General features: G+C 65.6%; 28 protein-coding genes. 9 read left to right on the top strand and 19 right to left on the bottom strand.

Features of this window, described 5'->3' with window-relative positions; translation table 11 throughout:
- Positions 1-70: 70 nt before the first annotated feature.
- From ACQPXH_RS32370 to ACQPXH_RS32360, 3 genes are read right to left on the bottom strand one after another with little or no spacing between them, the layout of a single operon-like run.
- Complete coding sequence (locus ACQPXH_RS32370; protein ID WP_433600190.1) at positions 71-946, bottom strand: carbohydrate ABC transporter permease; 876 nt, start codon at positions 944-946, stop codon at positions 71-73.
- Positions 946-1968: a carbohydrate ABC transporter permease gene (locus ACQPXH_RS32365; protein WP_433600189.1), complete on the bottom strand. Its 1023-nt coding sequence runs from the start codon at positions 1966-1968 to the stop codon at positions 946-948. Before ACQPXH_RS32365 ends, ACQPXH_RS32370 begins: the two co-directional genes overlap by 1 nt.
- 44 nt (positions 1969-2012) lie before the next feature.
- Positions 2013-3314, bottom strand: a complete 1302-nt coding sequence (locus ACQPXH_RS32360; protein WP_433600188.1) for an ABC transporter substrate-binding protein — start codon at positions 3312-3314, stop codon at positions 2013-2015.
- Between the two features lie 309 nt (positions 3315-3623).
- On the opposite strand from ACQPXH_RS32360, the gene ACQPXH_RS32355 reads away from it, so the two are divergent.
- Both ACQPXH_RS32355 and ACQPXH_RS32350 read left to right on the top strand, forming a co-directional pair.
- The gene (locus tag ACQPXH_RS32355) at positions 3624-4463 is read left to right on the top strand and encodes a DUF2786 domain-containing protein (protein WP_433600187.1); all 840 of its coding nucleotides are present in this window, start codon (positions 3624-3626) and stop codon (positions 4461-4463) included.
- A gap of 70 nt (positions 4464-4533) precedes the next feature.
- The gene (locus ACQPXH_RS32350; protein WP_433600186.1) at positions 4534-5046 is read left to right on the top strand and encodes a TIGR04338 family metallohydrolase; all 513 of its coding nucleotides are present in this window, start codon (positions 4534-4536) and stop codon (positions 5044-5046) included.
- A 203-nt stretch (positions 5047-5249) separates the two neighbouring features.
- On the opposite strand, the gene ACQPXH_RS32345 is transcribed toward ACQPXH_RS32350, so the two are convergent.
- Both ACQPXH_RS32345 and ACQPXH_RS32340 read right to left on the bottom strand, forming a co-directional pair.
- On the bottom strand, positions 5250-6215 hold the full coding sequence (locus tag ACQPXH_RS32345) for an o-succinylbenzoate synthase (protein ID WP_433600185.1): 966 nt from the start codon (positions 6213-6215) through the stop codon (positions 5250-5252).
- Between the two features lie 56 nt (positions 6216-6271).
- On the bottom strand, positions 6272-6745 hold the full coding sequence (locus ACQPXH_RS32340; protein WP_433600184.1) for a MarR family winged helix-turn-helix transcriptional regulator: 474 nt from the start codon (positions 6743-6745) through the stop codon (positions 6272-6274).
- A 93-nt stretch (positions 6746-6838) separates the two neighbouring features.
- On the opposite strand from ACQPXH_RS32340, the gene ACQPXH_RS32335 reads away from it, so the two are divergent.
- Together ACQPXH_RS32335 and ACQPXH_RS32330 are read left to right on the top strand one after the other, a co-directional pair.
- Complete coding sequence (locus ACQPXH_RS32335) at positions 6839-7735, top strand: alpha/beta fold hydrolase (RefSeq protein WP_433600183.1); 897 nt, start codon at positions 6839-6841, stop codon at positions 7733-7735.
- A gap of 174 nt (positions 7736-7909) precedes the next feature.
- On the top strand, positions 7910-8167 hold the full coding sequence (locus tag ACQPXH_RS32330) for a hypothetical protein (RefSeq protein ID WP_433600182.1): 258 nt from the start codon (positions 7910-7912) through the stop codon (positions 8165-8167).
- A gap of 44 nt (positions 8168-8211) precedes the next feature.
- On the opposite strand, the gene ACQPXH_RS32325 is transcribed toward ACQPXH_RS32330, so the two are convergent.
- A complete protein-coding gene (locus tag ACQPXH_RS32325) occupies positions 8212-9381 on the bottom strand; it encodes a thiolase family protein (protein ID WP_433600181.1) in 1170 nt (389 codons plus the stop codon).
- A gap of 101 nt (positions 9382-9482) precedes the next feature.
- On the opposite strand from ACQPXH_RS32325, the gene ACQPXH_RS32320 reads away from it, so the two are divergent.
- Positions 9483-9995, top strand: a complete 513-nt coding sequence (locus ACQPXH_RS32320) for a winged helix-turn-helix transcriptional regulator (RefSeq protein ID WP_433600180.1) — start codon at positions 9483-9485, stop codon at positions 9993-9995.
- Between the two features lie 4 nt (positions 9996-9999).
- Here the strand turns inward: ACQPXH_RS32320 and ACQPXH_RS32315 are convergent, their stop codons facing one another.
- The 7 genes from ACQPXH_RS32315 to ACQPXH_RS32285 all read right to left on the bottom strand — a co-directional run bounded on the left by ACQPXH_RS32315 (position 10000) and on the right by ACQPXH_RS32285 (position 15663).
- On the bottom strand, positions 10000-10161 hold the full coding sequence (locus ACQPXH_RS32315) for a hypothetical protein (protein ID WP_433600179.1): 162 nt from the start codon (positions 10159-10161) through the stop codon (positions 10000-10002).
- 72 nt (positions 10162-10233) lie between these two features.
- Positions 10234-11328, bottom strand: coding sequence for an ABC transporter ATP-binding protein (locus ACQPXH_RS32310; protein WP_433600178.1), 1095 nt, complete (start codon positions 11326-11328; stop codon positions 10234-10236).
- Between the two features lie 365 nt (positions 11329-11693).
- On the bottom strand, positions 11694-12974 hold the full coding sequence (locus ACQPXH_RS32305; protein ID WP_433600177.1) for a cytochrome P450: 1281 nt from the start codon (positions 12972-12974) through the stop codon (positions 11694-11696).
- On the bottom strand, positions 12971-13540 hold the full coding sequence (locus ACQPXH_RS32300) for a GTP-binding protein (protein WP_433603662.1): 570 nt from the start codon (positions 13538-13540) through the stop codon (positions 12971-12973). The genes ACQPXH_RS32305 and ACQPXH_RS32300 overlap by 4 nt, the downstream gene beginning before the upstream one ends.
- Before the next feature lie 67 nt (positions 13541-13607).
- Positions 13608-13979, bottom strand: coding sequence for a DUF742 domain-containing protein (locus ACQPXH_RS32295; RefSeq protein WP_433600176.1), 372 nt, complete (start codon positions 13977-13979; stop codon positions 13608-13610).
- Positions 13980-13981: 2 nt separating this feature from the next.
- Positions 13982-14392, bottom strand: a complete 411-nt coding sequence (locus ACQPXH_RS32290) for a roadblock/LC7 domain-containing protein (protein WP_433600175.1) — start codon at positions 14390-14392, stop codon at positions 13982-13984.
- Positions 14389-15663: a sensor histidine kinase gene (locus ACQPXH_RS32285; RefSeq protein ID WP_433600174.1), complete on the bottom strand. Its 1275-nt coding sequence runs from the start codon at positions 15661-15663 to the stop codon at positions 14389-14391. Before ACQPXH_RS32285 ends, ACQPXH_RS32290 begins: the two co-directional genes overlap by 4 nt.
- Positions 15664-16203: 540 nt before the next feature.
- Between ACQPXH_RS32285 and ACQPXH_RS32280 the strand changes: the two genes are divergently transcribed.
- The 4 genes from ACQPXH_RS32280 (at position 16204) to ACQPXH_RS32265 (ending at position 20097) form a co-directional block, all read left to right on the top strand.
- Positions 16204-16998, top strand: coding sequence for an LLM class F420-dependent oxidoreductase (locus ACQPXH_RS32280; protein WP_433600173.1), 795 nt, complete (start codon positions 16204-16206; stop codon positions 16996-16998).
- Positions 16999-17183: 185 nt separating this feature from the next.
- Positions 17184-18974, top strand: a complete 1791-nt coding sequence (locus ACQPXH_RS32275; RefSeq protein WP_433600172.1) for an ABC transporter substrate-binding protein/permease — start codon at positions 17184-17186, stop codon at positions 18972-18974.
- A 3-nt stretch (positions 18975-18977) separates the two neighbouring features.
- Positions 18978-19703, top strand: coding sequence for an amino acid ABC transporter ATP-binding protein (locus tag ACQPXH_RS32270; RefSeq protein ID WP_433600171.1), 726 nt, complete (start codon positions 18978-18980; stop codon positions 19701-19703).
- 97 nt (positions 19704-19800) lie between these two features.
- Positions 19801-20097 (top strand): hypothetical protein, encoded by a 297-nt coding sequence (locus tag ACQPXH_RS32265; RefSeq protein ID WP_433600170.1) that lies wholly within the window; start codon positions 19801-19803, stop codon positions 20095-20097.
- A 310-nt stretch (positions 20098-20407) separates the two neighbouring features.
- On the opposite strand, the gene ACQPXH_RS32260 is transcribed toward ACQPXH_RS32265, so the two are convergent.
- From ACQPXH_RS32260 to ACQPXH_RS32235, 6 genes are read right to left on the bottom strand one after another with little or no spacing between them, the layout of a single operon-like run.
- The gene (locus ACQPXH_RS32260; protein WP_433600169.1) at positions 20408-20614 is read right to left on the bottom strand and encodes a DUF397 domain-containing protein; all 207 of its coding nucleotides are present in this window, start codon (positions 20612-20614) and stop codon (positions 20408-20410) included.
- On the bottom strand, positions 20604-20798 hold the full coding sequence (locus tag ACQPXH_RS32255) for a Scr1 family TA system antitoxin-like transcriptional regulator (protein ID WP_433600168.1): 195 nt from the start codon (positions 20796-20798) through the stop codon (positions 20604-20606). The genes ACQPXH_RS32260 and ACQPXH_RS32255 overlap by 11 nt, the downstream gene beginning before the upstream one ends.
- Positions 20799-20846: 48 nt before the next feature.
- Positions 20847-22112: a CHAT domain-containing protein gene (locus ACQPXH_RS32250; protein ID WP_433600167.1), complete on the bottom strand. Its 1266-nt coding sequence runs from the start codon at positions 22110-22112 to the stop codon at positions 20847-20849.
- On the bottom strand, positions 22109-23644 hold the full coding sequence (locus ACQPXH_RS32245) for a tetratricopeptide repeat protein (protein WP_433600166.1): 1536 nt from the start codon (positions 23642-23644) through the stop codon (positions 22109-22111). The genes ACQPXH_RS32250 and ACQPXH_RS32245 overlap by 4 nt, the downstream gene beginning before the upstream one ends.
- Positions 23644-24675, bottom strand: coding sequence for a hypothetical protein (locus ACQPXH_RS32240; protein ID WP_433600165.1), 1032 nt, complete (start codon positions 24673-24675; stop codon positions 23644-23646). The genes ACQPXH_RS32245 and ACQPXH_RS32240 overlap by 1 nt, the downstream gene beginning before the upstream one ends.
- Positions 24675-25994, bottom strand: coding sequence for a hypothetical protein (locus ACQPXH_RS32235; protein ID WP_433603661.1), 1320 nt, complete (start codon positions 25992-25994; stop codon positions 24675-24677). Before ACQPXH_RS32235 ends, ACQPXH_RS32240 begins: the two co-directional genes overlap by 1 nt.
- Between the last annotated feature and the right edge of the window lie 73 nt (positions 25995-26067).

The raw sequence follows: 26067 nt of genomic DNA, 5'->3' as shown, positions 1-26067 counted from the left end.
GGAAATGACCAGAGATCGTATACGCCGAGTATTACCGCCGCAACGGGATTCAACCCATGCGACAGGCGTACTAGCTCTTCACGCCACCCGCCGTGAGACCGGAGATGATCCGGCGCTGGAACAGCAGCACCATGATGACCAGCGGAATCGTGACCATCGTGCCCGCGGCCATGATCGCGGCGTAGGGCTGCACGAGCGGGTTGTTGCCGGAGAAGCGCGCGATCGCGACGGTCACCGGTTCGGTCTTATCGCTGGAGAGCAGTCGGGCCAGCAGATATTCGTTGACCGAGGCGATGAACGCCAGGATCGCGGTGGTGAATACCGCAGGCGCCGCCAACGGCAGCATGACCAGACGGAACGCCTGCATCTTGGTCGCGCCATCGATGCGGGCGGCCTCCTCGAGTTCCCACGGCAGTTCGGCGAAGAACGAGGCCAGGATGTAGACGGTCATCGGCAGCACGAACGAGATGTTCGGGATGATCATCGCCTGGTATTCGCCGATCCAGCCGAGGTTGGTGAACAGCTGGAACAGCGGGGTGACCAACACGACCACCGGGAACATCGACGCGGACAGGATGAGCCCGGAGACCAGGTACTTGCCCTTGAAGGTGAGCCGCGCCAGCGCGTATGCGGCGAGCACGCCGAGTACCAGCGCGACGGCCGTGGTCACCGCGCCGATGATCACGCTGTTCAGCAGCGCCTTACTGAAGTCGTTGCCGCGGCTGGTGTCGAAGGCGTTGCGGAAGTTCTCCAGGGTGACGTGAGTGGGCCACGGGGTGTTGTCGAAGGTGTAGTCCGGATCGCGGAATGCGGTGACGGCCATCCAGTAGAACGGGGCCAGACCCCACACCAGCACGATCAGCGCACCCAGATACAGCCGAACCGAACCGAGCCGTTTACTCCAAGGTGTCTGTGCCGCGGGCTTTTTGGTGGTCACGGTGGTCATCAGTGCGCCTCCCGCTGTTCTTCCTGGGTCCGAACGGCATTGGCGCCCAAGACCTTTACCAGTAGGAACGCCACCGCGAAGATCAGCAGGAAGGTGATCGTCGACAGTGCCGCCGCGCTGTTGGGACCCTGGCGGACCTGTTCGACCACCAGCGCCGAAATCGGGCGGGTGGACGGATTGCCGAGCGTCATGATCGCGGGCAGGTCGTACAGGCGCAGTCCGTCCATGGTCCGGAACAGCACCGCCACCAGCAGCGCGGGCTTGAGCAGCGGCAGCGTGATCTGGGTGAAGCGCTGCCAGGCCGACGCGCCGTCGACCTTGGCGGCCTCGTACACATCGGCCGGAATCACCTGCAGACCGGCCAGCAGCAGCAATGCCATGAAAGGTGTGGTCTTCCAGACATCGGCGGCGATGACCGCGAACCGTGCGGGCCAGGCCTCCGAGGTCCACAGCACGTGGGTGCCGAAGATCCGGTTGACCACGCCGTCGTACTGGAACATGAACTCCCACAACCGGGCAGTGACCGCGGTCGGAATCGCCCACGGCACCAGCACCGCCGCGCGCAGCAGGGCGCGGCCTTTGAAGGTCTTGCCCATCACCATGGCCATGCCGAGGCCGAGGGTGGCCTCCAGGGTCACCGTGATCACCGTGAAGAACAGCGTCACGCCGATGGCCAGCCAGAACTGTGAGCCGAGGTTGCCGGTCGGGCAGGAGACCGTCTCGCCGGCCGCCTGACACTGCTGCAGCAGCCAGTGCGTGTAGTTCGAGAAGCCTGCGCCGCCGCCCTCGACGAACATGCCGGTCGCCGGGTCGAGTCCAGGATCCTTCTGGAACGACATGTACAACGCGCGGAAGACCGGATAGCCGACGACCACCGCCAGGGTGATCAGCACGGGCGTGACGAACAGCCACGCCTTACCGGAACGCCGCAACTCCAACGCCAAGGTGCCACCGAATCCGCGCTTTGTCGGCTGATCGCCGTCGCTCTGCACGCGAGTGGCCGTTCCCGAAGGATCCGACACCGTTTCTCTCTCCTACGGGGTGGTCGGGTCCGCTCTTGTACTCGCTACGACCCGGCTGTCTCGATGCCCTTTTGCATACCGTTGATCGCGTCGTCGACGGACTTGGTTCCGTTCAACGCAGCATAAGCGTTGTCCTGGATGGCCTTCGACACCGCCGGGTAGAACGGGGTGACCGGACGCGGCACCGCGTTGGCGATCGAATCCTTCAGCGCGGGCAGGTACGGCATCTTCGCGATGAGCGCCGGATCGTCGTACATCGACGCGCGCACCGAGGGCAGCGCACCGGCCGCGACGATGTGCTGGGCGTCCTCGCTGATCAGGTAGCGCAGGAAGTCGAGCGCGGTGGCCTTGTTCTTGGAGAACGCACTGATTGCCGCGTTGTAGCCGCCGAGGGTCGATGCGCCGACGCCGTTCTCGCCGGGCAGCGGCGCGACGCCGAACTTGTCCTTGACCGCGGAGGATTCCGCGCCCGCGTCACCGAAGGTGGACGGCCAGTTGCGCATGAAGAGCAGCTTGCCGGTGTTGAAGGCGTTGGCGCTCTCCGGCTCCTTGAAGGTGATGGCTTCCTTCGGGATATCGCCGCGCTTGTAGGCGTCGACGAGCACCGCGAGTCCGGCGCGCGCCTGCGGGGTGTTCACGGTGGGGGTCTTGCCGTCCGCGCCGACGAAGGTGCCGCCGTAGGCATTGATGGCCTCGGCCGCGTTCACCGTCAGGCCTTCGTACGGTGCGAGCTGGCCCGCGTAGCAACCCATGTTGTTCTGCTTGGCGATCGGGCACTGCGCCAGCATCTCGCTCCAGGTCTTGGGCGGATTCGGCACCAGATCCTTGCGGTAGAACAGCAAGCCGCCGTTGGTGTTTCGCGGCGCGGCGTAGAGGGTGTTGTTGTAGGTGGCGCTGGCGACCGTAGGGGACAGCAGGGCCGAGGTGTCGATGGCGAAGGTGTCCTTCAGTGGCTGGATCCAGCCCTTCGCGGCGAACTCCGCGGTCCACGGCACGTCAAGGGCGACCACGTCATAGGTGGACTGCTTGGAGCGCATGTGCTCGACCAGGTCGTCGTACTGCTGCGAGGCGTCGTTGGACTGCTCTTTGAAGGTGACCTGCTCGTCCGGGTGCGAGGCGTTCCAGCGCTCGATCAGCTGCTTGACCGCGCCGGTTTCGGTGGTGTCCTTGCCCTCGACGTAGGTGATCGGGCCGCGGCCGGTGAGGTTCTGGCTGGATGGATTGCCGCCGTTGTCGCTGGAGCAGGCACTGGTGAACGTCGCCGTCAGCAGCGCAACCGAGGCGGCTGCCAACGCCGCTCGTGGTACGAGCGACGAACGTAGGGACGTCACCTTTTTCAAAGCCATCGCGAACACTCCAAGGGGTCGAGACGTGAGCAGCAGCACACCCTGCCGGTGCACAAGGCAAGATACATGGTTGTTATATGCGACGCAGCGATTGTGCCCGTAACAGGGGCACTTTCCGGCGGGGGCGGACGCTGGCGCGGCGACGTCACAGTCGCTCGTAGCCTCGACATTTTGCCGGGCAGATGGCCCGATCGCCTGCGGTCGAATGTTTTCCGCCGGATCTGTGGCGATGGGCGGTGTCGGTCGGCCGGCTGCCGGGTCCCGCGGGCCCGGTGGTGGTCGCTCGCGATGCCGTTAGGCTGACTGGCGATGACTTCGCCGAATGCGGTCCCGGACCGGATGCTCACCCGGATCGGTGGGTTGCTGCGCCAAGCCGAATCGACCGATAACGAGCACGAGGCCGAGGCATTTCTGGCCGCGGCCCAGCGGTTGGCGACCAGGTCCTCGATCGACCTCGCGGTCGCCCGCGCGCATATCGCCGGACGTGAGCGCAGGCCGACGCCGATGCAGCGGATGATTCCGATCGGCGAACCGGGCAAGAAGGGGTTGCGCACCTACGTGCAGTTGTTCGTGGCGATCGCCGCGGCCAATGATGTGCGCTGCGATGTTGCGCGCACTTCCACGCAGGTTTACGCGTACGGCTTCGATTCCGATATCGATACGTGTGAAGCCCTCTACGCAAGTCTGCTGGTGCAGATGGTGCGTGCGTCGGATCAGTACATCAAATCGGGGCAGTATCGTTCGGCCACCGTCGACAAGATCGTCACGGAGAAACACTGGGGCCGAAAGGTGCAGCGGCGCGTGCAAACGCCGGTCGCGGCGGTTACCGCGCGGCTGAACTTTCAGATGGCATTCGCCGCACGGATCGGCCGCCGCCTGGCCGAGGTGAAGGCAGAGGTCGTGGCCGAGGTGGTGCCCGAAACCGTGGCGGCGGGTACGGCATTGGCCCTGCGCAATAAGGAAATCGAGCTCACCGACTTCTATAAGAAGACCTCCGATGCCCGCGGCACCTGGCGCGGCCCACAGGCGTCGGCCGGGCATAGCGCTGCGGCCCGGCGTGCAGGTGACCGGGCCGGGAAGGCGGCGCGGCTGGGGACATCTCCCGAACTCGGTGCTGCGCGTGGGCAATTGCCGGGTGGGTCGAAATGAGCGAATTCATTGCGCGACATGCCGATTGCCCGACTCGGCGTGGGCGACGAAGGACTGTGAGCGGAGCCCGATGAGTGCACGAGATACCCAGCGCGCCAAGGTGTATGACGCCGAGCAGTTGGTGCGGAGTGTATTCGATCGAGCCGATGAAAACGGTGTCCGCACGGTGGAGCTCTACGGTTCACACCTCACGCTGCCGATCGAGCGTCGCTTCGCCTCGGTCGAATCGGTGCAGGTCTACACCGATAAGGTGCTGAGTCTCAATTGGATTCGGGCGCAATGGGACCGCGCCGCGACGCCCGTCCGGGTCCGCTCTCGCGCCGGAAGCGCCGCCGCGCATTACGAGGCCGCCGATGCGGTGCTGGCTGTTCCGCTGTACGCCGGTGCGACCGCATGGGCACTGCGCGAATTGGTGATTCTGCACGAACTGGCCCATCACCTCGAGCCCGCCGCCGGATCGGCGGCCCCGCACGGGCCCGAGTTCTGTAGCCGCTACTTGGAACTCGTCGATGGCATTATCGGGCCGGAAGCCGGGCTGGTTTTGCGGTCGAGCATGCTCGGGTGCGGTGTCCGCATAACCTGATGCCGCTGCTGCTTATGGTCGCGCCTATGGACGCCGGTAGCTGATTTGTCAGGCTGGGCATGCGAACTCGTGATGCTCGGCTGTGGTGTCCGGCTCCGCACGGTCGAAATCGCGCGACCGCGGTCGCGCAACGCCGACCTGTTGGGCGTGCTGGGTTCGACGTGGTCCACTGCTCGCTGTTGCCGACCACCTTCGCGACACTGTTACTTCGGCGGGGTCAGTGCGCTGACTCGGGTAAGTCGGTCCTCCCACCAGCGGATACGTGCCGGGTCGGGGTGGCGGTAGCGCTCGAGCAGGGTCGGGTCGGGTGTGGGCGGAGACTTCGGGACCGGCATGAAGCCGTCGACCGGGCGCAGTGATTCCGGTACGAGGTCGCCTTCGAGGAGTGACAAAGTGCCCAGGCCGCAGGCGAATTCGAGTTCGGGGAGGGCACCGGCGAGGGCGAGTTGGGCGGCCAGGCCGACGCTGGTTTCCAGGGCGGAGGAGACCACGCAAGGCAGTCCAGCGGCCTCGGCGACCTCGAGTGCGCGGCGGACACCGCCCAACGGGGTGCATTTGAGGACCGCGATATCCGCGGCGCCCGCTACCGCGACATGCAGGGGATCCTCGGCGCGGCGGATGGATTCGTCGGCGGCGATTCGGACCTCGACACGACGACGCACCGCGGCCAGCTCCTCGATGGTGCGGCACGGTTGCTCGACATACTCCAAACCGCCTGCGGCACGGTCGATCTGCTCGATATGTGTGACGGCCGTCTCGACATCCCAGACCGCATTGGCATCGACGCGCACAGATCCGTTCGGCCCCAGCGCATCCCGGACCGCTTCGACCCGCGCCAGATCCTCGGCCAGCGAATCGGGGTGATCGGCGATCTTCACCTTCGCGGTACGGCATCCGGACCCGGCCACGATCGCATGCGCCCGCTCCGGATCGACCGCGGGCACCGTGCAATTGATCGGAATCCTGTCCCGCACCGGCTCTGGCCAGCCCGCCGTCACCTGCTCCACCGCGGTCGCCAACCAGCCGGCGGCCTCCCGATCGTCGTACTCAGGGAATGGACAGAACTCGCCCCAGCCGAGCGGGCCTCTGATCAACATTCCCTCGCGCACCGTGATGCCGCGGAACCGGGTCCGCATCGGAATGGCGTAGACGAAGGTTTCGGTCATCATCGTGCAGCCTAACGAGCCCGCTGTCGCCGCCTGCTTGCCGCAGCTGGCAAGGGATGTCAATCGGTTGGTGGTGGGGCAGTGTCCGATACCGGCTTTGTCAGTTTCCCGTGCAGCGCTTTCAGGGTGCGTATCGCAGCTTCGACGTCGGCTGGCGGTAGGTCGTCGAATGCCGATGACTCGGACTGCTCGATCAGCGACTTCGCCTCGCTGAGCAATTGTCGCCCAGTCGGCGTCAGCGTGAGGGTGTTCTGCCTGCGGGAGTGGGCCGAGCTCTCGACTCGGATCCAGCCGCGTTGCCGTGCGATGTCGATCTGCCTGCTGACCGCACTCTTCGCAATGCCGAGGCGTTCGGCGATGAGTTGTTGGGACGGCACGGTGGGGCCGACGTCGAACAGCCGCAACAGCGTGAACTGTCGCAGGCTGATGCCGAGGTTGCGTCGGAACATCGCATCGCCGCGTTTGTCGATCAACGCGACGACCTGATGAATGTAGAAACCGAACTCGCTGTAGAGATCCGTCGGGGGCGGCATGTCGACATCATATCTTGACTGTTCACTTGAGAACTGTTCTTATGTGAACAGTCAAGATATGGGTCGATATCACTCCACCGAAAGGGTCAGTAGATGACTCGCGAAGTAACGCGCCGGCACGCGCGCAATGGGAACGTCTCACTTGCCTACGAGGTGTTCGGACCGGACACGGGCGAGCCGTTGTTGCTGATCATGGGCGTGGGCGCGCAAATGCTGCTCTGGCACGATGACTTCTGCCGCGAGCTGGTGCGGCGAGGGTTCCGGGTGGCGCGGATGGACAATCGCGACGCCGGACTCTCGACGCATTTGACTCACCTCGGTGAACCGAGCCCGTTCACCATGATCGTGCGCCCGAAGGTCGCGGCGCGGTACTCGCTCGGCGACATGGCCCGCGACGCGATCGCGGTCCTCGACGACCTCGGGTGGCGCTCGGCCAACGTGGTCGGCGGCTCGCTCGGCGGCATGATCGCGCAAACTATGGCGATCGAACATCCCGAACGACTACGTTCGCTGACCTCGATCATGTCGTCACCGTCCGCTCGCATCGGACGCGCTACGGTCAGGACGAACGTGAAAGTCGCTGCGTTGCTACGGAAACCAGTGAACTCCGCACAGGAGAGCGGACAACAACTCGTCGACCTCTACAACCTCATCGGCACACCGTCCGACAAGTACCCACGCGACGATAAATGGCTCGCCGAAATCGGCGCGATGAGCTTCGAACGGGCCTACGACCCCGCAGGCAAGCTGCGGCAGCAAGCGGCCATGCTGGCGGCACCGGACCGGACCGCAGCGCTGGCCGCGGTTCGACTGCCGACACTTGTGCTGCACGGCACGGCCGACCCGATGATCAGACCGGCAGGCGGCCGGGCAACCGCCGAAGCCATCCCCGGAGCGAAACTCGCCATGCTCGAAGGGATCGGGCATGGAGCGTTCCCACGCGATATCTGGCACGTCATGATCGAAAATATTTGCGCTATCGCCAGATGAATCGGCGATGGCTGCGGTCGACATCGAAGTCCCGGCACCAGCGGGACGAGTTCGACAACCTGAGCCCGATCTACCGGTCATGCTGAGGGTGTGGGGTCGAGTCGGTGGAAAGCGCGGCTGGCGAATGCGGTTCGGGTGGTGCTCGGGTCGGTATTCGCGGTCGGGTTCGGGTGGGTGGTCGCCTCTTCCGTGCCGCTGTACGAACTCCTCGGGCGTGATGCCGATCCCGATGGGGGTGTGCCCTATCTGGCAGTCGCCTATTGCGTTGCGTGGGTGGGGATTGCCCTTTCCGTGGTTGCGGTGGGCATCAGGGTGGTGGACAAGATCCGCTACCGGCGCAGCATCGCGTGGACACCGTTGGTGGCGGTGCCATTGATTGCCGAGTCGTGGTTGCTCGGTTTTTTGATCGCGGTAGTGCTGGTTTCGATCTGAGCCCGCGGCACCGATACGAGACCGGTGCCGCGGCACTCGGCGCCTCAGAGCCGTTCGATAATTGTGGCGTTGGCCAAACCGCCTGCCTCACACATGGTTTGCAGACCGTAGCGTGCGCCGCGCTCCTGCATGGCGTGTACCAGCGTGGTCATCAGGCGCGCGCCGGAAGCGCCGAGCGGATGTCCGATGGCGATGGCGCCGCCGTTCACATTGACCTTCGACATGTCCGCACCGGTGTCGTGCGCCCAGGCCAGTACCACCGGTGAGAAGGCCTCGTTGATCTCGACCAGATCGATATCGGAGAGCTGAAGTCCGGCGCGCTGCAACACCTTCTGCGTCGCCGGGATCACGGCGGTCAGCATGAGCAGCGGATCGTCACCGGCCACCGCGAAGCTGTGCAGCCGGGCCAGCGGCTTCAGACCGAGCTCCTCGGCGCGTTCACTGGTCATGATCAACACCGCGGCGCTGCCGTCGCTGACCTGGCTCGCCGTCGCGGCGGTGATCTGCCAGCCGATTTCCGGGAAGCGCGCGGCCATGGCCTCGTCGTAGTAGGCGGGACGCAGTTTGCCGAGGGTTTCCAGCGTGCTGCCGACCCGGATGCCCTCATCGGTTTCCAGTCCGGCGATGGGGGCGAGCTGAGCGGCGAACGAGCCGTTCTTCGTTGCCAGCGCTGCCTTTTCGTGGCTGCCGAGGGCGAATTCGTCGAGCTGGTTGCGGGTCAGTCCCCAGCGGGCCGCGATCAGTTCGGCGCTGATGCCCTGGGATACCAGACCTTCCGGATAACGCTCGGCGAAGCCGACGCCGGAGAAGTCCTCGGAGCCGATCATATTCGCGCCCATGGGAATTCGTCCCATGGACTCGACACCTGCCGCCACCACGATGTCGTACGCACCGGCGATCACGCCCTGTGCGGCGAAATGAATGGCCTGCTGGCTGCTGCCGCACTGGCGATCGACCGTCGTCGCCGGTACCGATTCCGGATAACCCGCGGCCAGCGCCGCACGCCGGGTCATATTGGCGCCCTGTTCGCCGATCTGGGTGACGATGCCGCCGATCACATCGTCGATGAGCGCCGGATCGATGCCGCTGCGGTCGACTACCGCGCGCAGGCTGTGTGCGAGCAGGTCCACCGCGTTGACATTGTGCAGTGCCCCGTTCGGCTTCCCCTTGCCGATCGGCGTGCGTACCGCTTCGACAATCACCGCGTCTCTCATGGTGGTTCCCTTCGAACCGTGAGCCGAGCTCCTCCGCCTGGCTCTATTGTCTTATAGTCAGATTAACGCCTGGATATAGTCGACTCAAGCCAGATATCGCTATGATGTTCGTCATGGCAGCCGTGATGGAAGGACCGTTGGCAGATCTGAGCGCGTGGAAACCCACGGAATGCTCGATCGCGAAGGCGATGGATCTCATCGGCACCCGCTCGGCGATCCTGATCCTGCGCGAGGCCTACTACGGCACCACCCGCTTCGACGGTTTCGCCGCCCGGGTCGGCATCACCGATGCCGCCGCATCCGGCCAGCTCCGCAAGCTCACCGAGGCGGGGCTGCTCGCCAAGCGGCCGTATCAGGAGGCAGGCAGGCGGACTCGCCACGAGTACGTGCTGACGGATATGGGTCGCGATCTACTGCCCGCGGTGCTCGCACTCATGCAGTGGGGCGATGCGTATCTGCAGCCGGGACCCGCGCCGCTGCTGCTGGTAGAGGAGTCCAGCGGTGCGCCGGTTCGAGTGGCGGTGCGTAGCGAAACGGGTCGCGAGATCGACCTCGAAGAACTCGGCGTCCGGCTCAACCCCGAATATTCGCGCGCCATCCGCTCGGCGAAGTAGTCCCTCAGCCGGTGACAACCGCGTAGTTGATGTCCTCGGTGCCGAACTTGTTGTAGAGGTGAACCCACAGCAGCACAAGGGGTTCGGTACTTCGTGCGGTCACGACGCCGCCCAGGTCGATGATCTGCTCATCGGACCAGCCGAAGGATTTCAGCAGTGCCGCCACCTCGGCCTTCGCTTCTGCGCGTGCACCGTCGCTAGGAAGTTTCGGATTGCCGAAGGTGCACGCGCAGCGGTCTCAGGACAGGCGGCGACCGTCGACGGCGGAGAAGAAGTAGGTGTGTTCCGGTGTGGGCGTCAACTGCACCCGGGTGCCCTTCTCCGGTGGGTTGCGCCAATCCGCCCGCGCCACAATGGTTTCGCCCGCGCCGTTCGTCGCGCCCTCGGCAACCGTGCGGCCGTAGATGTAGGCGTCCGAGCCCAGCTCCTCGACGACGTCGACTTCCATTTGGATGCCCGACTTGTCCACCGCCCCACCGATTTCCAGATGCTCGGGCCGCACCCCGACCACTACCGAACCCTCCGCCGCATCCGCGACCGACCGCGGCACCGCCAGCTCGGCGCCGCCGAGCTCCACCGCGCCGTCGGCGACCGGCAGCGTGAACAGATTCATCGCGGGCGAACCCATGAATCCGGCGACGAACACATTCACCGGATCCCGGTACAGATCGCGCGGCGTCGCGCACTGCTGCAGCAGACCGTCCTTGAGCACCGCGACCCGATCGCCCATGGTCATCGCCTCGACCTGGTCGTGCGTAACGTACACGGTGGTGGTGCCGAGGCGACGCTGCAGCTGGGCGATCTGCGTGCGGGTCTGCACGCGCAGCTTGGCGTCCAGATTCGACAGCGGTTCGTCCATCAGGAAAACCTGCGGCTGGCGCACGATCGCCCGGCCCATCGCGACGCGCTGACGCTGACCGCCGGACAGCGCCTTCGGCTTGCGGTCCAGATAGGGCTCGAGGTCGAGCAGTTCGGCCGCCTCCAGCACCCGGCGCTCCTTCTCCGCCTTGGCGACCTTGGCGAGTTTGAGCGCGAAGCCCATATTCTCCGCGACGGTCATATGCGGGTAGAGCGCGTAGTTCTGGAACACCATGGCGATATCGCGTTCCTTGGGTTCGGCGTGCGTGACGTCGTTGTCGCCGATCAGAATTCGTCCGTCGTCGACATCCTCTAGCCCGGCGAGCATCCGCAGCGAGGTCGATTTTCCGCAGCCGGACGGACCGACCAGCACGAGGAATTCGCCGTCGGCGATCTCCAGATTCAGCTTGTCGACGGCGGGTTTGGACGAGCCGGGGTAGAGCCGGGTCGCGCTATCGAAGGTCACGGTGGCCATGACAAATCACATCCCATCACCGGCAGGAACGTGCCGGACGATCCGAGTAAGGGGTCGAGCGGCGATACTACTGGATCTGCTCGATTCGTGCTCGAAATGCTCGAGTTCGCGCGCACGGTTGACAGCTGCGTCCTGGGATCTGCTCGGAATCGGCGCTACAACCGCTGACATGAGGCCATGAGCAGGCATACGAGCGGGCTAATTCTGTACCAACAGTGGTGTGCCCGCGAACAATTCGAAGACGACGCGGCCCGCACCCAGCCATGGCCAACCGGGAGGTCTGGCTTGCATCGCGTCGGTGCCTACCGCTCGGCCGCCACCCGGGTTGTGACAGGTCGGCGGGTCCACCGAAATCGTCGGTCGGCTCACCGAATACCGCCCAAAGCCCGAACAGGTGTGAAAACGACGGGCAGGGAAGTCATACCCCGCAAGAAGGCCGACGGTCGCCGGACCAGGGTCTGTGCGGGCACGGCCAGATCCAGGTCGGGCAGTCGGTCCAGCAGCACCTCGATGCCGGTGCTCGCGATGATTTCCGCGATCTGCTGCGCCGGAAACGGGCAGCGGTACTCGCCATAGCTGAAGGAGAAGTGCGCACTGTTGCCGGCGTGGGTATCGGTATCGCCACCGAGATGCTGGCGGATATGTGGATCGGCATTGGCGCCGGCCAGTCCGAGCAACAGCATGTCGCCCGCACGAATGATTTTTTCCCCCAGCCGCGTATCGCGTGCCGCCCAACGTCCCGCGTGGATCTGCGTCGGTGTGTCCTCCCACAGCACCTCGTTCATCGCCTTCCCCACGCTCGAGCGCGCGCCGCCGAGCGCCGCGGCGAAACGATCGTCGGTAAGCATCAGCCGCACCGAGTTCCCGATCCAGTCCGCGGTCGACAGGTGCGCCGCCGCAGTGACCGCCATCAGGTCCTCGACATACTCTTCATCGGTGAACGTCGCCGGATGAGCCAGCATCCGCGACACCAGATCGGCGCCGGGCCGCTCCTTCTTCACCGCCAGTAGATAGCGCATGCGCTCCTGGTACCGCATATACGCCGACTGGGAGTCGGGCCCACCGTCGGCGATCTCGTTCATCGCCCACGCCAGCTGCGGCCCCTCCTCGTCGGGAAAGCCGATGACCGAGGCGAGGGTCAGCACGGGGAGCAGCGCGGCGAACTCGCCGACCAGATCGGCGCTGCCTCTGCCACAGAAGCCGTCGATCAGCCGATCGGTCAGATCCTCACAGGTACGCCGCAACTCGAACGGATCGACCGACTCCAGAGCGGGTTCCACCATCGCCACGTGCCTGCGGTGCTCCGCACCCACGGTGAAATAGATCGACGGCCGCCTCGATCCGAACATCGCGCGCAGCGGCCAGTCCTCTGGGATATTCGGCCACTGGTTCCACAGGCCGACGTCGCGGGGGAACAGCTCCGGGTCGCTGGTGACCTGGTGTAGTTCGCGGTAGCCGATGACCAGCCAGGCCGGTACGCCGCCCGGCAGTTCCACGGCGACCACGGGGCCGTGGTTGCGGCGCATTTCGCGATAGAGATGGTGCGGGTCGGTGTGGAACCGGGGGCCGGTCAATGGCACGGCCGCGGAGTTGGGCTGTGCCGGACAGCCGGTGCTCGCGCTCGATTCGGCGCTGGAGGTGGTCATGACGCGATCTCCGGGGTGGGGCGAGTATGCGGGACCGCGATGCTCGAGGACGCGGCATGGATGTGCTCGACGAGCGTGATGAGGACACGTTTGGCGGAATCACGGGAACGGGCATCGCAGTCGACGAGCGGCACCAGCGGATCCAGATCGAGGGCGGCACGCACCTCGTCGGGCCGATCTGGTGCACCGAAATTATTGCAGGCCACGATGAACGGGGTCCGCTGATGTTCGAGCCGGTCGATGGCATACCAGGAGTCGGCGATGCGGCGCTGGTCCACCAGCACGATCGCGCCGAGCGCTCCGGTGAACAAACGGTCCCACAGGAACCAGAACCGTTCCTGCCCTGGAGCGCCGAATAGGTAGAGCACGTTCTCGGCGTCGATGGTGATCCGCCCGAAATCGAACGCTACCGTTGTCGTCGACTTGCCCGGTGCGCCGGTCACATCATCGATCCCTAGGCCTGCGTCGGTCATCGTCGCCTCGGTGTCGAGCGGGCGGATCTCGCTGACCGAACGGACCAGAGTGGTCTTACCGACGCCGAACCCACCCACTATGACGATCTTCAACCCGTGCTGAGTCGTGCTGTCCAGCGGCGCGTCGGCACGCGCGGGTTTGGCGTTCGACGTGGCAGCGTCAAAGATTGCGGAGTCCAACGAGCACCTTCTCGAGGGTGGTGGAGTCGGGCACCGAATTCCACGGCGCGCCAGGAACTGTGGAGCTGACGTGCGGATGCCGCACGGTGATCTTGCCGGAGTGCAGCAGGTCGGAAAGCAGGATCGTGGCGATGCCGACCGGCAGCCGCATCTCGGCAGCGATCTCGACCACGGCGGTCGGCGCCCGGCACATATCGAGGATCGTCACATGCTCGGACTGCATGCCCGGCGTCGGATCGCATTCGCTGACCACCAGGGTTACCAGGTCGAAGGCGTCGGAGTCCGGTTTGCTGCGTCCTCCGGTCAAGGTATATAGGCGGTCCGGTTCGTCGTCGCGCCCTGCCCGGGCCACGACTACCCCCGTACCTCGGCGCGCGGCGCGGCCGCGAGGTGGTCACTCAGTTGTTCCACCAGTTCCCGCATATTGTGACCGACCAGACCGGCGTCCGCGTCCTCGGCGGCGACGACGGCGATATGTGCGCTCGCACCGGCTTCGACGACGAACAGGATGCCGCCGTAGAACTCGATCATCGATTGGCGGACCCCGCCGCGAGCGTCGCCGAACTCGACGGAGGCGCCGTGGGAGAGGCTCTGGATACCCGCTGCGATCGCGGCGAGCTGATCAGCGCTGTCGGTGCCGAGTTCCGGTGTGTGACACATCTTCAGCCCGTCACTGGACAGCAACAGGGCATGCCGGGTCCGGGGCGTGCGGTCCAGCAGTTGTTCCAACAGCCAACCCAGTTGCGAGGGCAAAGACGTTGTCATCGATCGTTCTCCACGGCAGAGGAAGGGGAAAGTGATTCCGGGGCAGGGGTATCGGTGCTTTTGGCGGCGAAAGCGCGCTGGAACGCACCGAATGCGGCGGGTTCCGACACGGGCGGGGGCACCGCCGCGGGGCGCTGCGGCGCGGACAACCCGCCGGGGTGGACCGCGGCCAATGTGCTGCCCCGCTGCCGCTTCGGCAGTACTGGTTCCACGTCAGCGGGCAAAGTTTCCGGCGGCGCGGCGGCGGGCACCGGAACCGGCTCCGGCAACGTGAGTACTGCCGTCGCGCCCGGAGCGCGATCCAGGCGTGTGGTGAGATCTCGTGAGACAACCACCACCACCGCGGTTCCGCCGATCGCGGACGGGCGATAGGACACGGTGAGGCCGTGCTTGCGGGCCAGATGGCCGACCACAGCCAGGCCGAGCCGAGTTCCGCTCAGCGAGGACAGATCCAGGGCGCCGTCATGTCCGTTCCGGTTTTCGCCCGACACAGCCTGTTCGGCCCGCCGCAGCGCCGATTCGCTCATTACCAGACCACTGTCCTCGATGGTGATTACGACACCGGCCGGAACTTCGGCGGCGTAAACGTGTACCTCGGTGGTCGGCGGGGAGAAATTGCACGCGTTATCGATGAGTTCGGCCAGCGCGTGCATCACACCCTCGGCGGCATGTCCGGCGATCGCGATGACGGCAACAGCACGCAGCCGGACCCGCTGATAGTCCTGCACGCGGCCCATCGCGCCGCGGAGAATCGATTCCATCGCAATCGGTTTCGCCCACCGGCGCCCCGATCGCGCACCGCTGAGCACGGCGATGCTGTCGGCGAGACGGCCCGCCTGCGCGGCGCGGTGATCCAGGTGCAGGAGGTCTTCGAGGACGCGGGGATCGCCGTGCCGGTTTTCCATCTCGCGCAACTCCGCCAGCATGCTGGTGGTCATCGCCTGCATGCGGCTCGCCGCACCCGCGAAGGCCGCCATCGCTGCGGCACGGCGGGTTTCGTTGTACTTCGCCTCGCGTGCGTGCACATCCGCAGCCTCGTTCGCGGCGGCCAGGCGTATCGCGACGCCTCTATCGGATTCCCGCGCCTGCGTGGCCGCCGCCTCGTATGCGGCGATGGTCAGGCGGGCTCGCGTGGCTTCACCGTAGAAGTACGCCGTCGCGGTTACCGTGGCGCACAACGCGATCGAGGCCACAATGCTGCCGACCGCCAGCGGGATACGGAACGTCGCGGGCGCGGAGAACAGCGCGGCTACCACAACCGCCGCAGTCACCGTGGCGCACGTGAGGAACGCCGCAATAGGAAGTAGATGTCGAACGGGCTGCTCTCGGCGCTGTCCACTCGGCGGATTCGATGACGATGACAAGTTCTGTTACTTCCACATCCACGTTCGCTGCCGAGGGGAACCTCGTCGTTTTCCCGACAACTCTGCGGTAGCAGCATGCGCCATTTCACACACCACCACGCAGTTCGAAATCTCGCGGCTGAGCATAGCTGGAGAATGCCGAATCCGCCCCTCTTCGTGGTCGGCGAATCTATCGGCCCAGCTCGTCGGTGGCTTCCATGTTTGCTGCGGTGTGGCGAGCAGGGCTCGGTAGTGTTGTGCCAGGGCTGAATTCGCTCGCGGGCGCCGCGGTAGCTGCACGGGTGATCCCACTGCGACCGTGACGCCGGGTGGATCCGCGACGTATTACGGCTGGTCGCCATGGCGGCTCAATAGCTTGCGTCGACCTGGGACCCCGGTGCTGCGCCGAAGATCTTGACGCCGGTAGCCTCGATCGGGGAACCAGATCGAGCGACGAGGAGCAGGCTCATGACGCGACCGGTTCGAATCGGTGTACAGCTACAGCCCCAGCACGCCTCCGACTACGGACTCCTGCGCGACGCCGTGTTGCGCGCGGAGGATGCGGGCGTCGATATCGCCTTCAACTGGGATCACTTCTATCCGCTGACCGGCGACCACAACGGCGCGCATTTCGAATGCTGGACCATGCTCGGCGCCTGGGCCGAGCAGACCGAACGGATCGAGATCGGTGCGCTGGTCACCGGCGGCGGTTACCGCAATCCCGATCTGCTCGCCGATATGGCGCGCACGGTGGACCACATCAGCAATGGCCGGCTCATTCTCGGCATCGGCGCGGGGTGGTTCCAGAAGGACTACGACGAGTACGGCTATGAATTCGGTACCCCGGGAACCAGGCTCGCGCTGCTGAAGGCGAATATGGCCCGGCTCACCGCCCGGCTGAAGAAGCTGAATCCGCAGCCGACCCGTCATATCCCGATTCTGATCGGCGGTGGTGGCGAGAAGAAGACGCTGCGGTTGGTCGCTCAGTACGCCGATATATGGCACACCTTCGCCGACCTCGACGCGATCGCGCACAAGAACAAGGTGCTCACCGACCACTGCGCGGACGTCGGCACCGATCAGGCGAAGATCGAGCGCTCGGTGCAGTGGCCGGGTGCGGAGCGGGCGGCGACATTCGTCGACGCCGGGGTGAATCTGTTCACCATCGGTGTGAGCGGGCCGAAGTTCGACCTGAGTGAGGTCGAGCGAGCGGTCCGTTGGCGTGACGAAGTGAATCCGGAGCCGGTCCGAGGTCTGGCCTAGCCCTGGGCCGTAACGCCGGTCGGAGGTCGGGTTCGAATCACCGTGATTCGAATTCCGGGATCGGGCCATGGTGCCGCGTCCGCGCACGCCCGGCGGCCGTAAGCCCTGATCGCGAAGTGTGGCCGACGCATGCGCCACGGGGTAGCTGCCTTTCAACGCTGAATCGGGCGTTAGGGTTGCTCACCATGGCTGGTCTGCCCGCTGTGCGGTCTCGTGCGTTGATCGCCGTGCTATTGCTTGCCGTGGGCCTCGCCGCCACGGCCTGCGGTTCCGGCGACGATTCCGCCGATCGAGACCAATGCAGCCCGCCCGGACTCAGCGCGGCATCGGCCGCACCGACGAACCTCGGCTCGGCGGCCGCGGCGGGTGCGGACAAGTACACCACCGCGAGCACGTTGCCGGTGTCGGCGATCGATACCGGCAAGCTGCGTTTGATCACGCCGGGCAAACTCACGGTGGGTACGCTCTCGGATGCGCCGCCGAGCATCTGCCTGAACTCGGCGGGCTCGTTCACCGGCTTCGACAATGAGCTGCTGCGGGCGATCGGTGCGAAACTCGGTCTCCAGGTGGAGTTCTCGGGCACCGAATTCGCACCGCTGCTCTCGCAGGTCTCCGGTGGTCGCTTCGATGTCGGTTCGTCGAATATCACCACCACCGCGGAACGGCGCGAACGCGTCGGATTCACCAACGGTTACGACTTCGGCTACTTCTCCCTCGTAGTCCCCAACGGCAGTGCCATCAAGGGCTTTTCGGATCTGGGACGCGGTAACCGGATCGCCGTCGTGCAGGGCACAGTGCAAGACGATTACGTGGTCAACCAGCTGCATCTGGATCCGGTGAAGTTCCCGGATTACGCCACCGCCTACGCGAATCTGAAGTCGGGTCAGGTCGATGCCTGGGTCGCGCCGTCGGCACAGGCCGAGGGGCAGGTGAAGTCGGGTGACGGAACCACGATCATCCAGAACACCTTCAGCCTGGACAATTTCGTCGGCTATGCGGTCGCCAAGAACAACCAGCCGCTGATCGATGCGCTGAACAGCGGTCTCGATGCCGTGATCGCCGATGGCACCTATGCCAAGCTCTACGCCGACTGGGTGCCGAGGCAGTTGCCGCCCGGTTGGATGCCGGGCTCGAAAGCCGCACCCGCACCACAACTCCCGGACTTCGCCGCCATCGCCGCGCAGAAGAAGACCACCGATAGCGGACAGGCTGCGCCGAAATCGACATTGCAGCAGTTGCGGGAGACGTTCTTCGACTGGTCGCTGTACCGCAAGGCCTTTCCCGATCTGTTCGAGACCGGTCTGCCGAATACCCTGATCCTGGCGCTGGTTTCGGGTGTGCTCGGCACCATCCTCGGCATGCTGCTCGCGGTCGCGGGTATTTCCCGGACGCGCTGGTTGCGCTGGCCCGCAAGGGTTTACACCGATATCTTTCGCGGCCTGCCCGCCGTCGTAATCATCCTGATCATCGGACTCGGCATCGGGCCGGTCGTGCGCAATATCACCGGCAACAACCCGTATTGGCTCGGCGCGATCGCGCTGGCATTGCTGGCCTCGGCCTACATCGGTGAAATCTTCCGCTCCGGCATCCAATCCGTGGAGGCGGGTCAGCTGGAGGCCGCGCGGGCCATCGGCTTCGGCTACCGCCAGGCCATGACACTGGTGGTGATTCCGCAGGGTGTGCGCCGGGTGCTGCCCGCACTGATGAACCAATTCATCGCGCTGATCAAGGATTCCTCATTGATCTACTTCCTCGGACTGCTCGCGACCCAGCGCGAACTGTTCGCGGTCGGGCGAGATCTCAACGCGCAGACCGGAAATCTCTCCCCGCTGGTCGCCGCCGGCCTGGTCTACCTGCTGCTGACCATCCCGCTGACGCACCTGGTGAACTACATCGACCACCGGATGCGCACCGGCCGACCCGACCAGCCCATCGACCAGGTCGAGGCGGCCACGATCACGGAAGGGCGCGGGTAAGGCATGAGTGCCTCTCTCACCGGAACCGGTCTGCATCTGACGTTGGGCCACAACCATGTGCTGCGCGGCGTCGATATCCATGTCGACGCGGGAAAGACCACCACGGTCATCGGGCCGTCCGGCTCCGGCAAGTCGACGCTGCTGCGGGTGCTGAACCGCCTGCACGAACCCGATCAGGGTGATGTGCTGTTGGACGGCGAGTCGGTGCTCACCGCTGATCCGGATCAGCTGCGCCAGCGCATCGGCATGGTGTTCCAGCACTTCAACCTGTTCCCGCACAAGACGGTCGCGGAGAATGTGGCGCTCGGGCCGCGCAAGCTGCGCGGGCTGTCCAAGGATGCCGCTCGCGCGCTGGCCGTCGAGCAACTGGAGGTGGTCGGGCTGGCCGAGAAGGCCGATTCGCGCCCGGCGAATCTGTCCGGTGGGCAGCAGCAGCGGGTGGCTATCGCCCGAGCGCTGGCCATGCAGCCGGAGATCATGTTCTTCGACGAGGCCACCTCGGCGCTGGATCCAGAGTTGGTGAAGGGTATTCTCGCGCTGATGGCCGATCTGGCTACCCAGGGGATGTCGATGATCGTGGTGACCCATGAAATGGGTTTCGCGCGCAGCGTCTCCGACAGCGTGCTGTTCATGGACGCTGGTCAGGTGGTTGAAACCGGCGCACCCGACGCTGTGTTCGACAACCCGCAGACCCCGCGGCTGCAGCGCTTCCTCGCCCAGGTTTTATGACCCTCAGCACACGGCTAGTAAACTCGACAGATGCGCACCTGTTAATGTGTCGTCACGCTCGGCGCCACATATCCAGCAATGGGAACGAGGAGGTCCGATGACCACAGCGCATCACGAGCACACCGACCACCAGCACGTCCACGGACCCGGCTGCGGCCACGCCGAAGTCCCGCACGGCGACCACACCGACTACGCCCACGGCGGCCACCTACACCGCGAGCACAACGGCCACTGGGACGAATGCGAACCCGTAGGCCACACCGAACATGTCGGCCACGACCACATCCACGGCCCCAATTGCGGCCATGAAGCCGTCCAGCACGGCGACCACGTCGATTACCTGCACGACGGCCACCACCACGCCGCGCACAACGGCCACTACGACGACCACTGAGCTCGCCGCCGAGCTGCTGCCCGGTTCGGCCGTGGCTCGGCTGGGGATCTCGCCGAGCGACTCGGATCCGAACCGCCCGCAGTGGCACGCACTCTCAGGGCAACGGTTCGTTTCAGCCGTTTCGTCATGATTGCGGACATTCTGTGACCTACGGTCGTCTATACCTCCTGCATCCAGTAGAAGCCGGACCGCGCGCCGGTCACGACACCTGGAACAGGGGTGCGAGACGGTCGAAACCCCTTACAGCGCAATGAAATACCCCGCTCCGCTGACAGCGGAACGGGGTATTTTCGATTGACGTTTTGAGCGCCTATGCTCGATCGAACTCGCCATCGTTCATGCCAGCGGTGAACGCGTCCCACTCGGCCGGGGTGAAGACGAGCGCGGGACCGGTCGGGTTCTTGGAGTCACGGACACCGACCAGGCCACCGTCCAGGTGCGCCGCCTCTACGCAATCTTGTCCCCCGCCACTGTGGCTACTCTTAAACCACTTCGCACCGGACAGGTCAACGCCCACGTTCGAACTCCTTCGCAACTTCACGTAATAGGTCTCGGCTCGGTCGGGCATCAAGCGCCTCACGCTGGAGAACCCCGTACGCCTCACGGTACCTGCCCAGATCTGCTGGCCGCTCGAGGAAGATACCGCCGGTGAAGCTCTCCACGTACCGCGTACGAGATCGACGATAAGAACAGCTGGTCACTGTCTTCGTCGTGGCGAAGCGACCGGACGCATACCGGTAGCTGCGCGCTCAGGTGCGGACGGTGGCGAAGGCGGACCAGAGCAAGGGGGAGTGTTCGATGGCGTGGGTGGTGCGCCAGGCGGTCAGGCGGGAGCGTTGCCAGGTGGCGAGGGCGGTCACCGGGTCCGGGTGTTCGTGGGCGGCGTCGATGGCACAGATGGCGTCTTGCAGGGGGTGGGCTTCGGGGGGTGCGCCGGCGAGGCGCTGGAAGGCGAAGTCGGTGGGCAGCGGCCAGCGGCTGGCGGTAACCAGTTCGGCGCCGCCGTTGATCATGGCGGCGACCAGGCCGAGGGCCTCGCTGAATCGCATATCGCCGCCGCTTTCGCAGGCGATCAGCGCGACTCGGCTCGGAATGGGCCAGAGTTGTGGTCCGGCGACGGGATCGGTGGTCAGGGTGTGGGTGCCGAGCAGTAGGTCCTTGGCCGAGAGCGGGCGATGCGCTCGGACGGGGGTGGCGAAGCCGACGGATTCGGCGTCGCAGGCGAGGTGTAGTTCGGAGGCTTCGCTCTGGCCGGATTCGGGGGCTGCGGCGGTTACGTGCCCCACATAGGTCAGGCGGCTGACACCGCCGCGCAGTGCTTCGCTCAACCAGCTTCGATCGATATCCGTGCGGCGGAACGCGTCGATCGGGTCGTCGACCGCGGGCAGTAGTCGGCCCTCGGCCGAATATTCGGCAACCCGTTGGGCGAGTGGAGCTTTGGGGTCCATCCGTCCGAGGACGGAGCCGAGTGCGGAATCGGCGCGAAAGCCCGGGACGCGCGGGTCGAGTACGGCCACTACTGGAAGGGTGCTCGTCTCGGACCAGGCGCGCGCCGTGCGGTTCGGGCCGTGCACAATGCTGGCGGGAGCGAGCAGACTGATATCGGCGATATCCACCAGACGCAGCTCCGGGCTGGGAGCGATGATCTCCCAGGGGATCTGAGCCACCCGGGGCGAGGGTTGCAGCCGAATATGTGGACGCACCCCGCGCATGTGCAGGTCGTACAACTGTGCCGCCAGTCCATAGGGCAGCAGTGCACGGGAAAGTGACTGCGCAACAAGATATTCCGTGTCGTACGAGGCGAAAGCGCCACTGGTCATGGCACGTTCGAGTCCGCCGGGCAGCGCCGGATTCGGCAGTGCCTGCGCGAACTGCTCGACGGCGTCGGTGATCGCATCCCCGGGCAGCATGCTCGCACCCTGGGCGTATTCGTTGCGCAACCAGCGCCACGACATGTACAGATCGCCGGCATCCGCCATCCGCACAATGACGGTCGGTTGTTCCGAGAGGGTCATGCGGGCAGCACCCGGCTGTCCCGCACCGGATGCCCGTACCGCAGCTCGGCGGCCTCGATATACCCGGCCAATGCGATATGCCCGTCCGGTGCGACGGTCACCCGCGGCGGTGGCACCACCGGCAGTCCCGCGCCCGCCGCGACCGAGGCCAGCGCCGTGCCCAACTGCGGTGCCGACCCACTCTGCGGCCCGGTCCCGACCTGCACCGTGGGTTGCGCCGACTCAGCTGGGGGATCGAATAGTTCGAGCGGCAGCCGTGGCGGTGCGCTGGCTGCTGATCTGGCGATATCCAATGTCGTACCCGCGCACTGTGTTTCGATGAGGTCCACGATCAGCGGACCATTGCCGGACAGATAGGCGAACCGGAATGCCATCCGCATCGCCGGATCGGCGATCTGGCGGTTCCATTTCTCGCGTTGATTGCCATTGGGCAGCGTGTAGCGCACGGCATCGATGGCCAGCGCCGACGGTACCGCGAGACCGATTGCCCGCCCCAATAACTCGGCATCCGGGAATTCGGCCGCCTCGATGACCGACTCCAATAGCGCCGCATGCCAGAAATCGATTTGGGCACAGTGCAAACCGAGACCGCGCTCGGCATACGCGGCGAAGGCCTCGCCGATGAGAATTTCGCCCTCGTCGTATTGTCCGTTCGAGTACGCCACGGTCGCCAGGCGCACCCGCACATCCGCGGCATCGAGCACCGCACCGGATTCTCGAAAATAGTCGAGGCTGCGGCGATAGAGCTGATGCGCCGCATCGGTATCGCCACGGCCCTCGGCGAGAAAACCCATGGTCTTGAGCCCGACGCCCGCCCGATATCCGAGTTCGGCGCGCTCGAAATACTCCTGGCTGGAGCGCAGCGGCGGTTCCGCCTCGTCGAACCGATCCAACCTGACGTACATGACGGCCAGATTCTGTTCCGTCTCGGCGACAGCATTGCGATCACCGGCCGCATCGAATGCCGCCAGCGCCTGGCCCATGAAGTCGACGGCGAGTTCGCGCCGTCCGGTCTCGAAGTAGATCCCGCCGAGCGTCGAGAGCGGATGTCCGGCCAGGTGCGGCGCGAAACGCACCGCCGCATCCAATGATTCGGTGGCGAGTTCGATGGCGTAGGCCCAGCTCTGGCGATGGAATGCCACCGCGGTCAGCGATAGCAGACAGGCCACCCGCTGCATGCTCTCGTCATTGTGTTCGGTCAGCATTGCGCGCGCCTGTTCCAGCGCCTCCTGCGCACCATCGAGATCGCCGACGTGCTGCAATGCCTGGGAGAGGTTGATCAGTGCGGCGGGCCGCTTTTCGATCGCGTCCGCGGGCATTTCCGCGAGTGCCTCGCGGAACATGACGATCGCCCCGGCATGATCGCCGAGTTCATCGGACATGCTCGCGGCATTGACCAGAGCGCTGACCCGCAGGCCATCCGTGCTGGTCCTTGCGATCTCCTCGAACAGTCGCCTGGCCTCGGCGACATCGCCGCGCTGATAGGCGGCCGCTCCTTCGGCGAGTCGCTCGCGACCGTCATCGGCAGGCATCAGAAGTCCGAATCCGATGCGGCGGCGGCGATTTCGGCAAGGAGAGGTGCGTCGACGGCATCGTCCGCTGTGGTGGCCCGACGCAGCCGTGCGGCCGCGAGTTCACGAATCTGTCGCCGGATCTCGGGACCACCCAGTTCGGGTTCGCCGGGCGCACCGACGCCGGGCACGTAGACATCCACCGTCGAAACAGAATTCGACGGCGTGGTGGCCGCGCCGGTCCACAGATCGCCGACCAGATCCAGCTCGGCCTCGGCGGTCCCGACGGGTGTGGTGATGAGGGCGCGCGGGTGCAGGTGTGCCGGTGCGTCCGAGCCCAATTGGGGCGCGGCTACCGCGGTGACGCGGACGGTCGTAGCGCCCGAACTTCGGGTCGATTCCCAGGACACCGCCCGTTCGGACGCGTCGATGAGGCCGGGCGGGCAGCGGCGCCAATCCCATCCGCCCGTGCCGTGACCGAGCGACAGCGCCCCGGCCGGCCGATCGGCACCGCCACCAGCGGCGAGCGCGTAATCCTCTGCACGAGTAGATATTTCGACGGAAATAGGCAACTCTTCGTCTGAGTCCGGCTGGTCATCACCGAGGAGCGGTTCGCACTGCGTGCGCAGTGTCGCTATCTCCTGGTCCAGCAGCCGATCGTCGAGCGCGGTGATGCCATCGATCGTCGATGCCGGCCACCAGCGCGCGGCCCAATACGCGAACCCGAGCCGCCAGGCGGCGGCCACCAGATTCGGCACCGCGGGGTCGGCTACGTCGGTGAATTCGGTGCCACCACTCTCGGTGTCGGCGATGGCAATGGCAATCCGTTCGCCGTACACCGCCCACAACCAGTCCTGAGCGAGCTCGACATCATCGATCACCGCCGCCGGAATCGTCTGTCCGGCAAGCAGACTCCACGACAGATGACCGCCGACCACCTCGAGCACCATCGCATCGATCGCCGCGGCACCGTCCGATACCGTCGGCGCTCCGTCGGGCGCGATGATCCAAATTCCGTCTCCGGCCGGTTCGATCCGCACGATCCCGCTCATCAGCTCGCCCTCGATTCCGCCGGATCCGACTCGGTCACCAGGGAACTCACACTCAGCGCCTGTTTGACCCGCATGCGATGGTCCAGCATGACCGAGCGCGCCACACCATCGAGCAGATCCCACAGCTCGTCCGGCTCGTAGACGCCGAACTCCCGGACATCGCGTCCGTGCAGGCGAACCCACAGCCGCCGCAAATACGGCCGCCACGGTGTGCGCAGCTCGGTCGCGATGGCCGCCAGTGGGCCACTCGGCATTTCGATATCGGTGCGCACCGCGAGCCGCCGCGCCTGCAGCACGTATGCCTCCCGCTGCCAGCGGCTATTGATCACCCGATGCGCCGCGGTTTCGGCCGCTGCCGACTCCGCGCCATGCAGTGCGATCGGCCGCAACCCGAGCGCGAGCGCGGCCCCGGCCGTCGCCGCGACCCGTAGTGATTCATCCAAAAGCGCCCAGGGCGAACAACTTCTGGCGATCTCCGTGGTCACCAATTCCGGAATGGGCGGCAGTTCGGCCCGTTCACTCGACGCCTGCAGCACGGTGAATACGCGCTCGTAGATGGTGCGATCGAACGGCAGCCCGAGACTTGCCTTCGAGGCCGACGAACCGAGCGCCGGTGACTGCGGAACCGGCACCGCCGTGAGCCCGAGCTGATGTGCGGTCGGCTCGAAGCTGTTGCCCCATAGTCGGATTCCCCCGTGTGTCCCAGCATGGGTGGCGACGAGCTGATCGAATGTCCGCTGCCCGTCGGCGCTGCGACCGTCGCGCGCCGCGGCCGCATCGAGCAGCGCCGCGAACAGCTCGGCGTGTTCTCCGGTCGGCCCGCCCACCGGACGTCGTCCCCACGCGATATCGATCAACGAGTCGAGTTCGGCAGTCCGCGCACCCGCGGTGATGTACTCCTTGAGTGCCTGTGTGGTGCGCCCCGCCGCGAATTCATGGACGTCGCGCAGTGTCGCCTCGGCGGTCGCCCGGTCCCGGGACGGATCCGGCATACCCGATGTGGTGGCGAGTTCGAAGGCGCGCTGGAAATACAGATCCTGCGGATTGCCCTCGGTGATCCGCAGCGCCCGTCGGACCTGTTTGAGCAGGGAAAACCAGGCCGCCGTCGCGCGCAGCACGTCGGCGGCGGCATGAATTCGAGTGGCGAGCAGCACCGCGCCGTCGGCGGTCAGGATCGGGCCCGCGCACAGCGGATGCTGCACGGGGCGGATGACCAGTGGATCCAGGATGAGCTTCACGGTGCGCCGCAGCGGCCCGCCGTGGGGTCCACTGAGCGGTTCGACGCCCTCGAGTCGGCGCCAAACCTCGTCCAGCACCATCGCGCGCGGCCGTCGCATTCGACCAGGCTAACGGAACTTCCTCTGTTTCAGACTCCGAAAAACCTGGGATCGG

This window comes from Nocardia sp. CA-135953, assembly GCF_050955735.1.
In the GTDB taxonomy this organism is placed as follows: Bacteria; Actinomycetota; Actinomycetes; order Mycobacteriales; family Mycobacteriaceae; genus Nocardia.
This window is presented reverse-complemented; position numbering and strand designations above follow the sequence as displayed.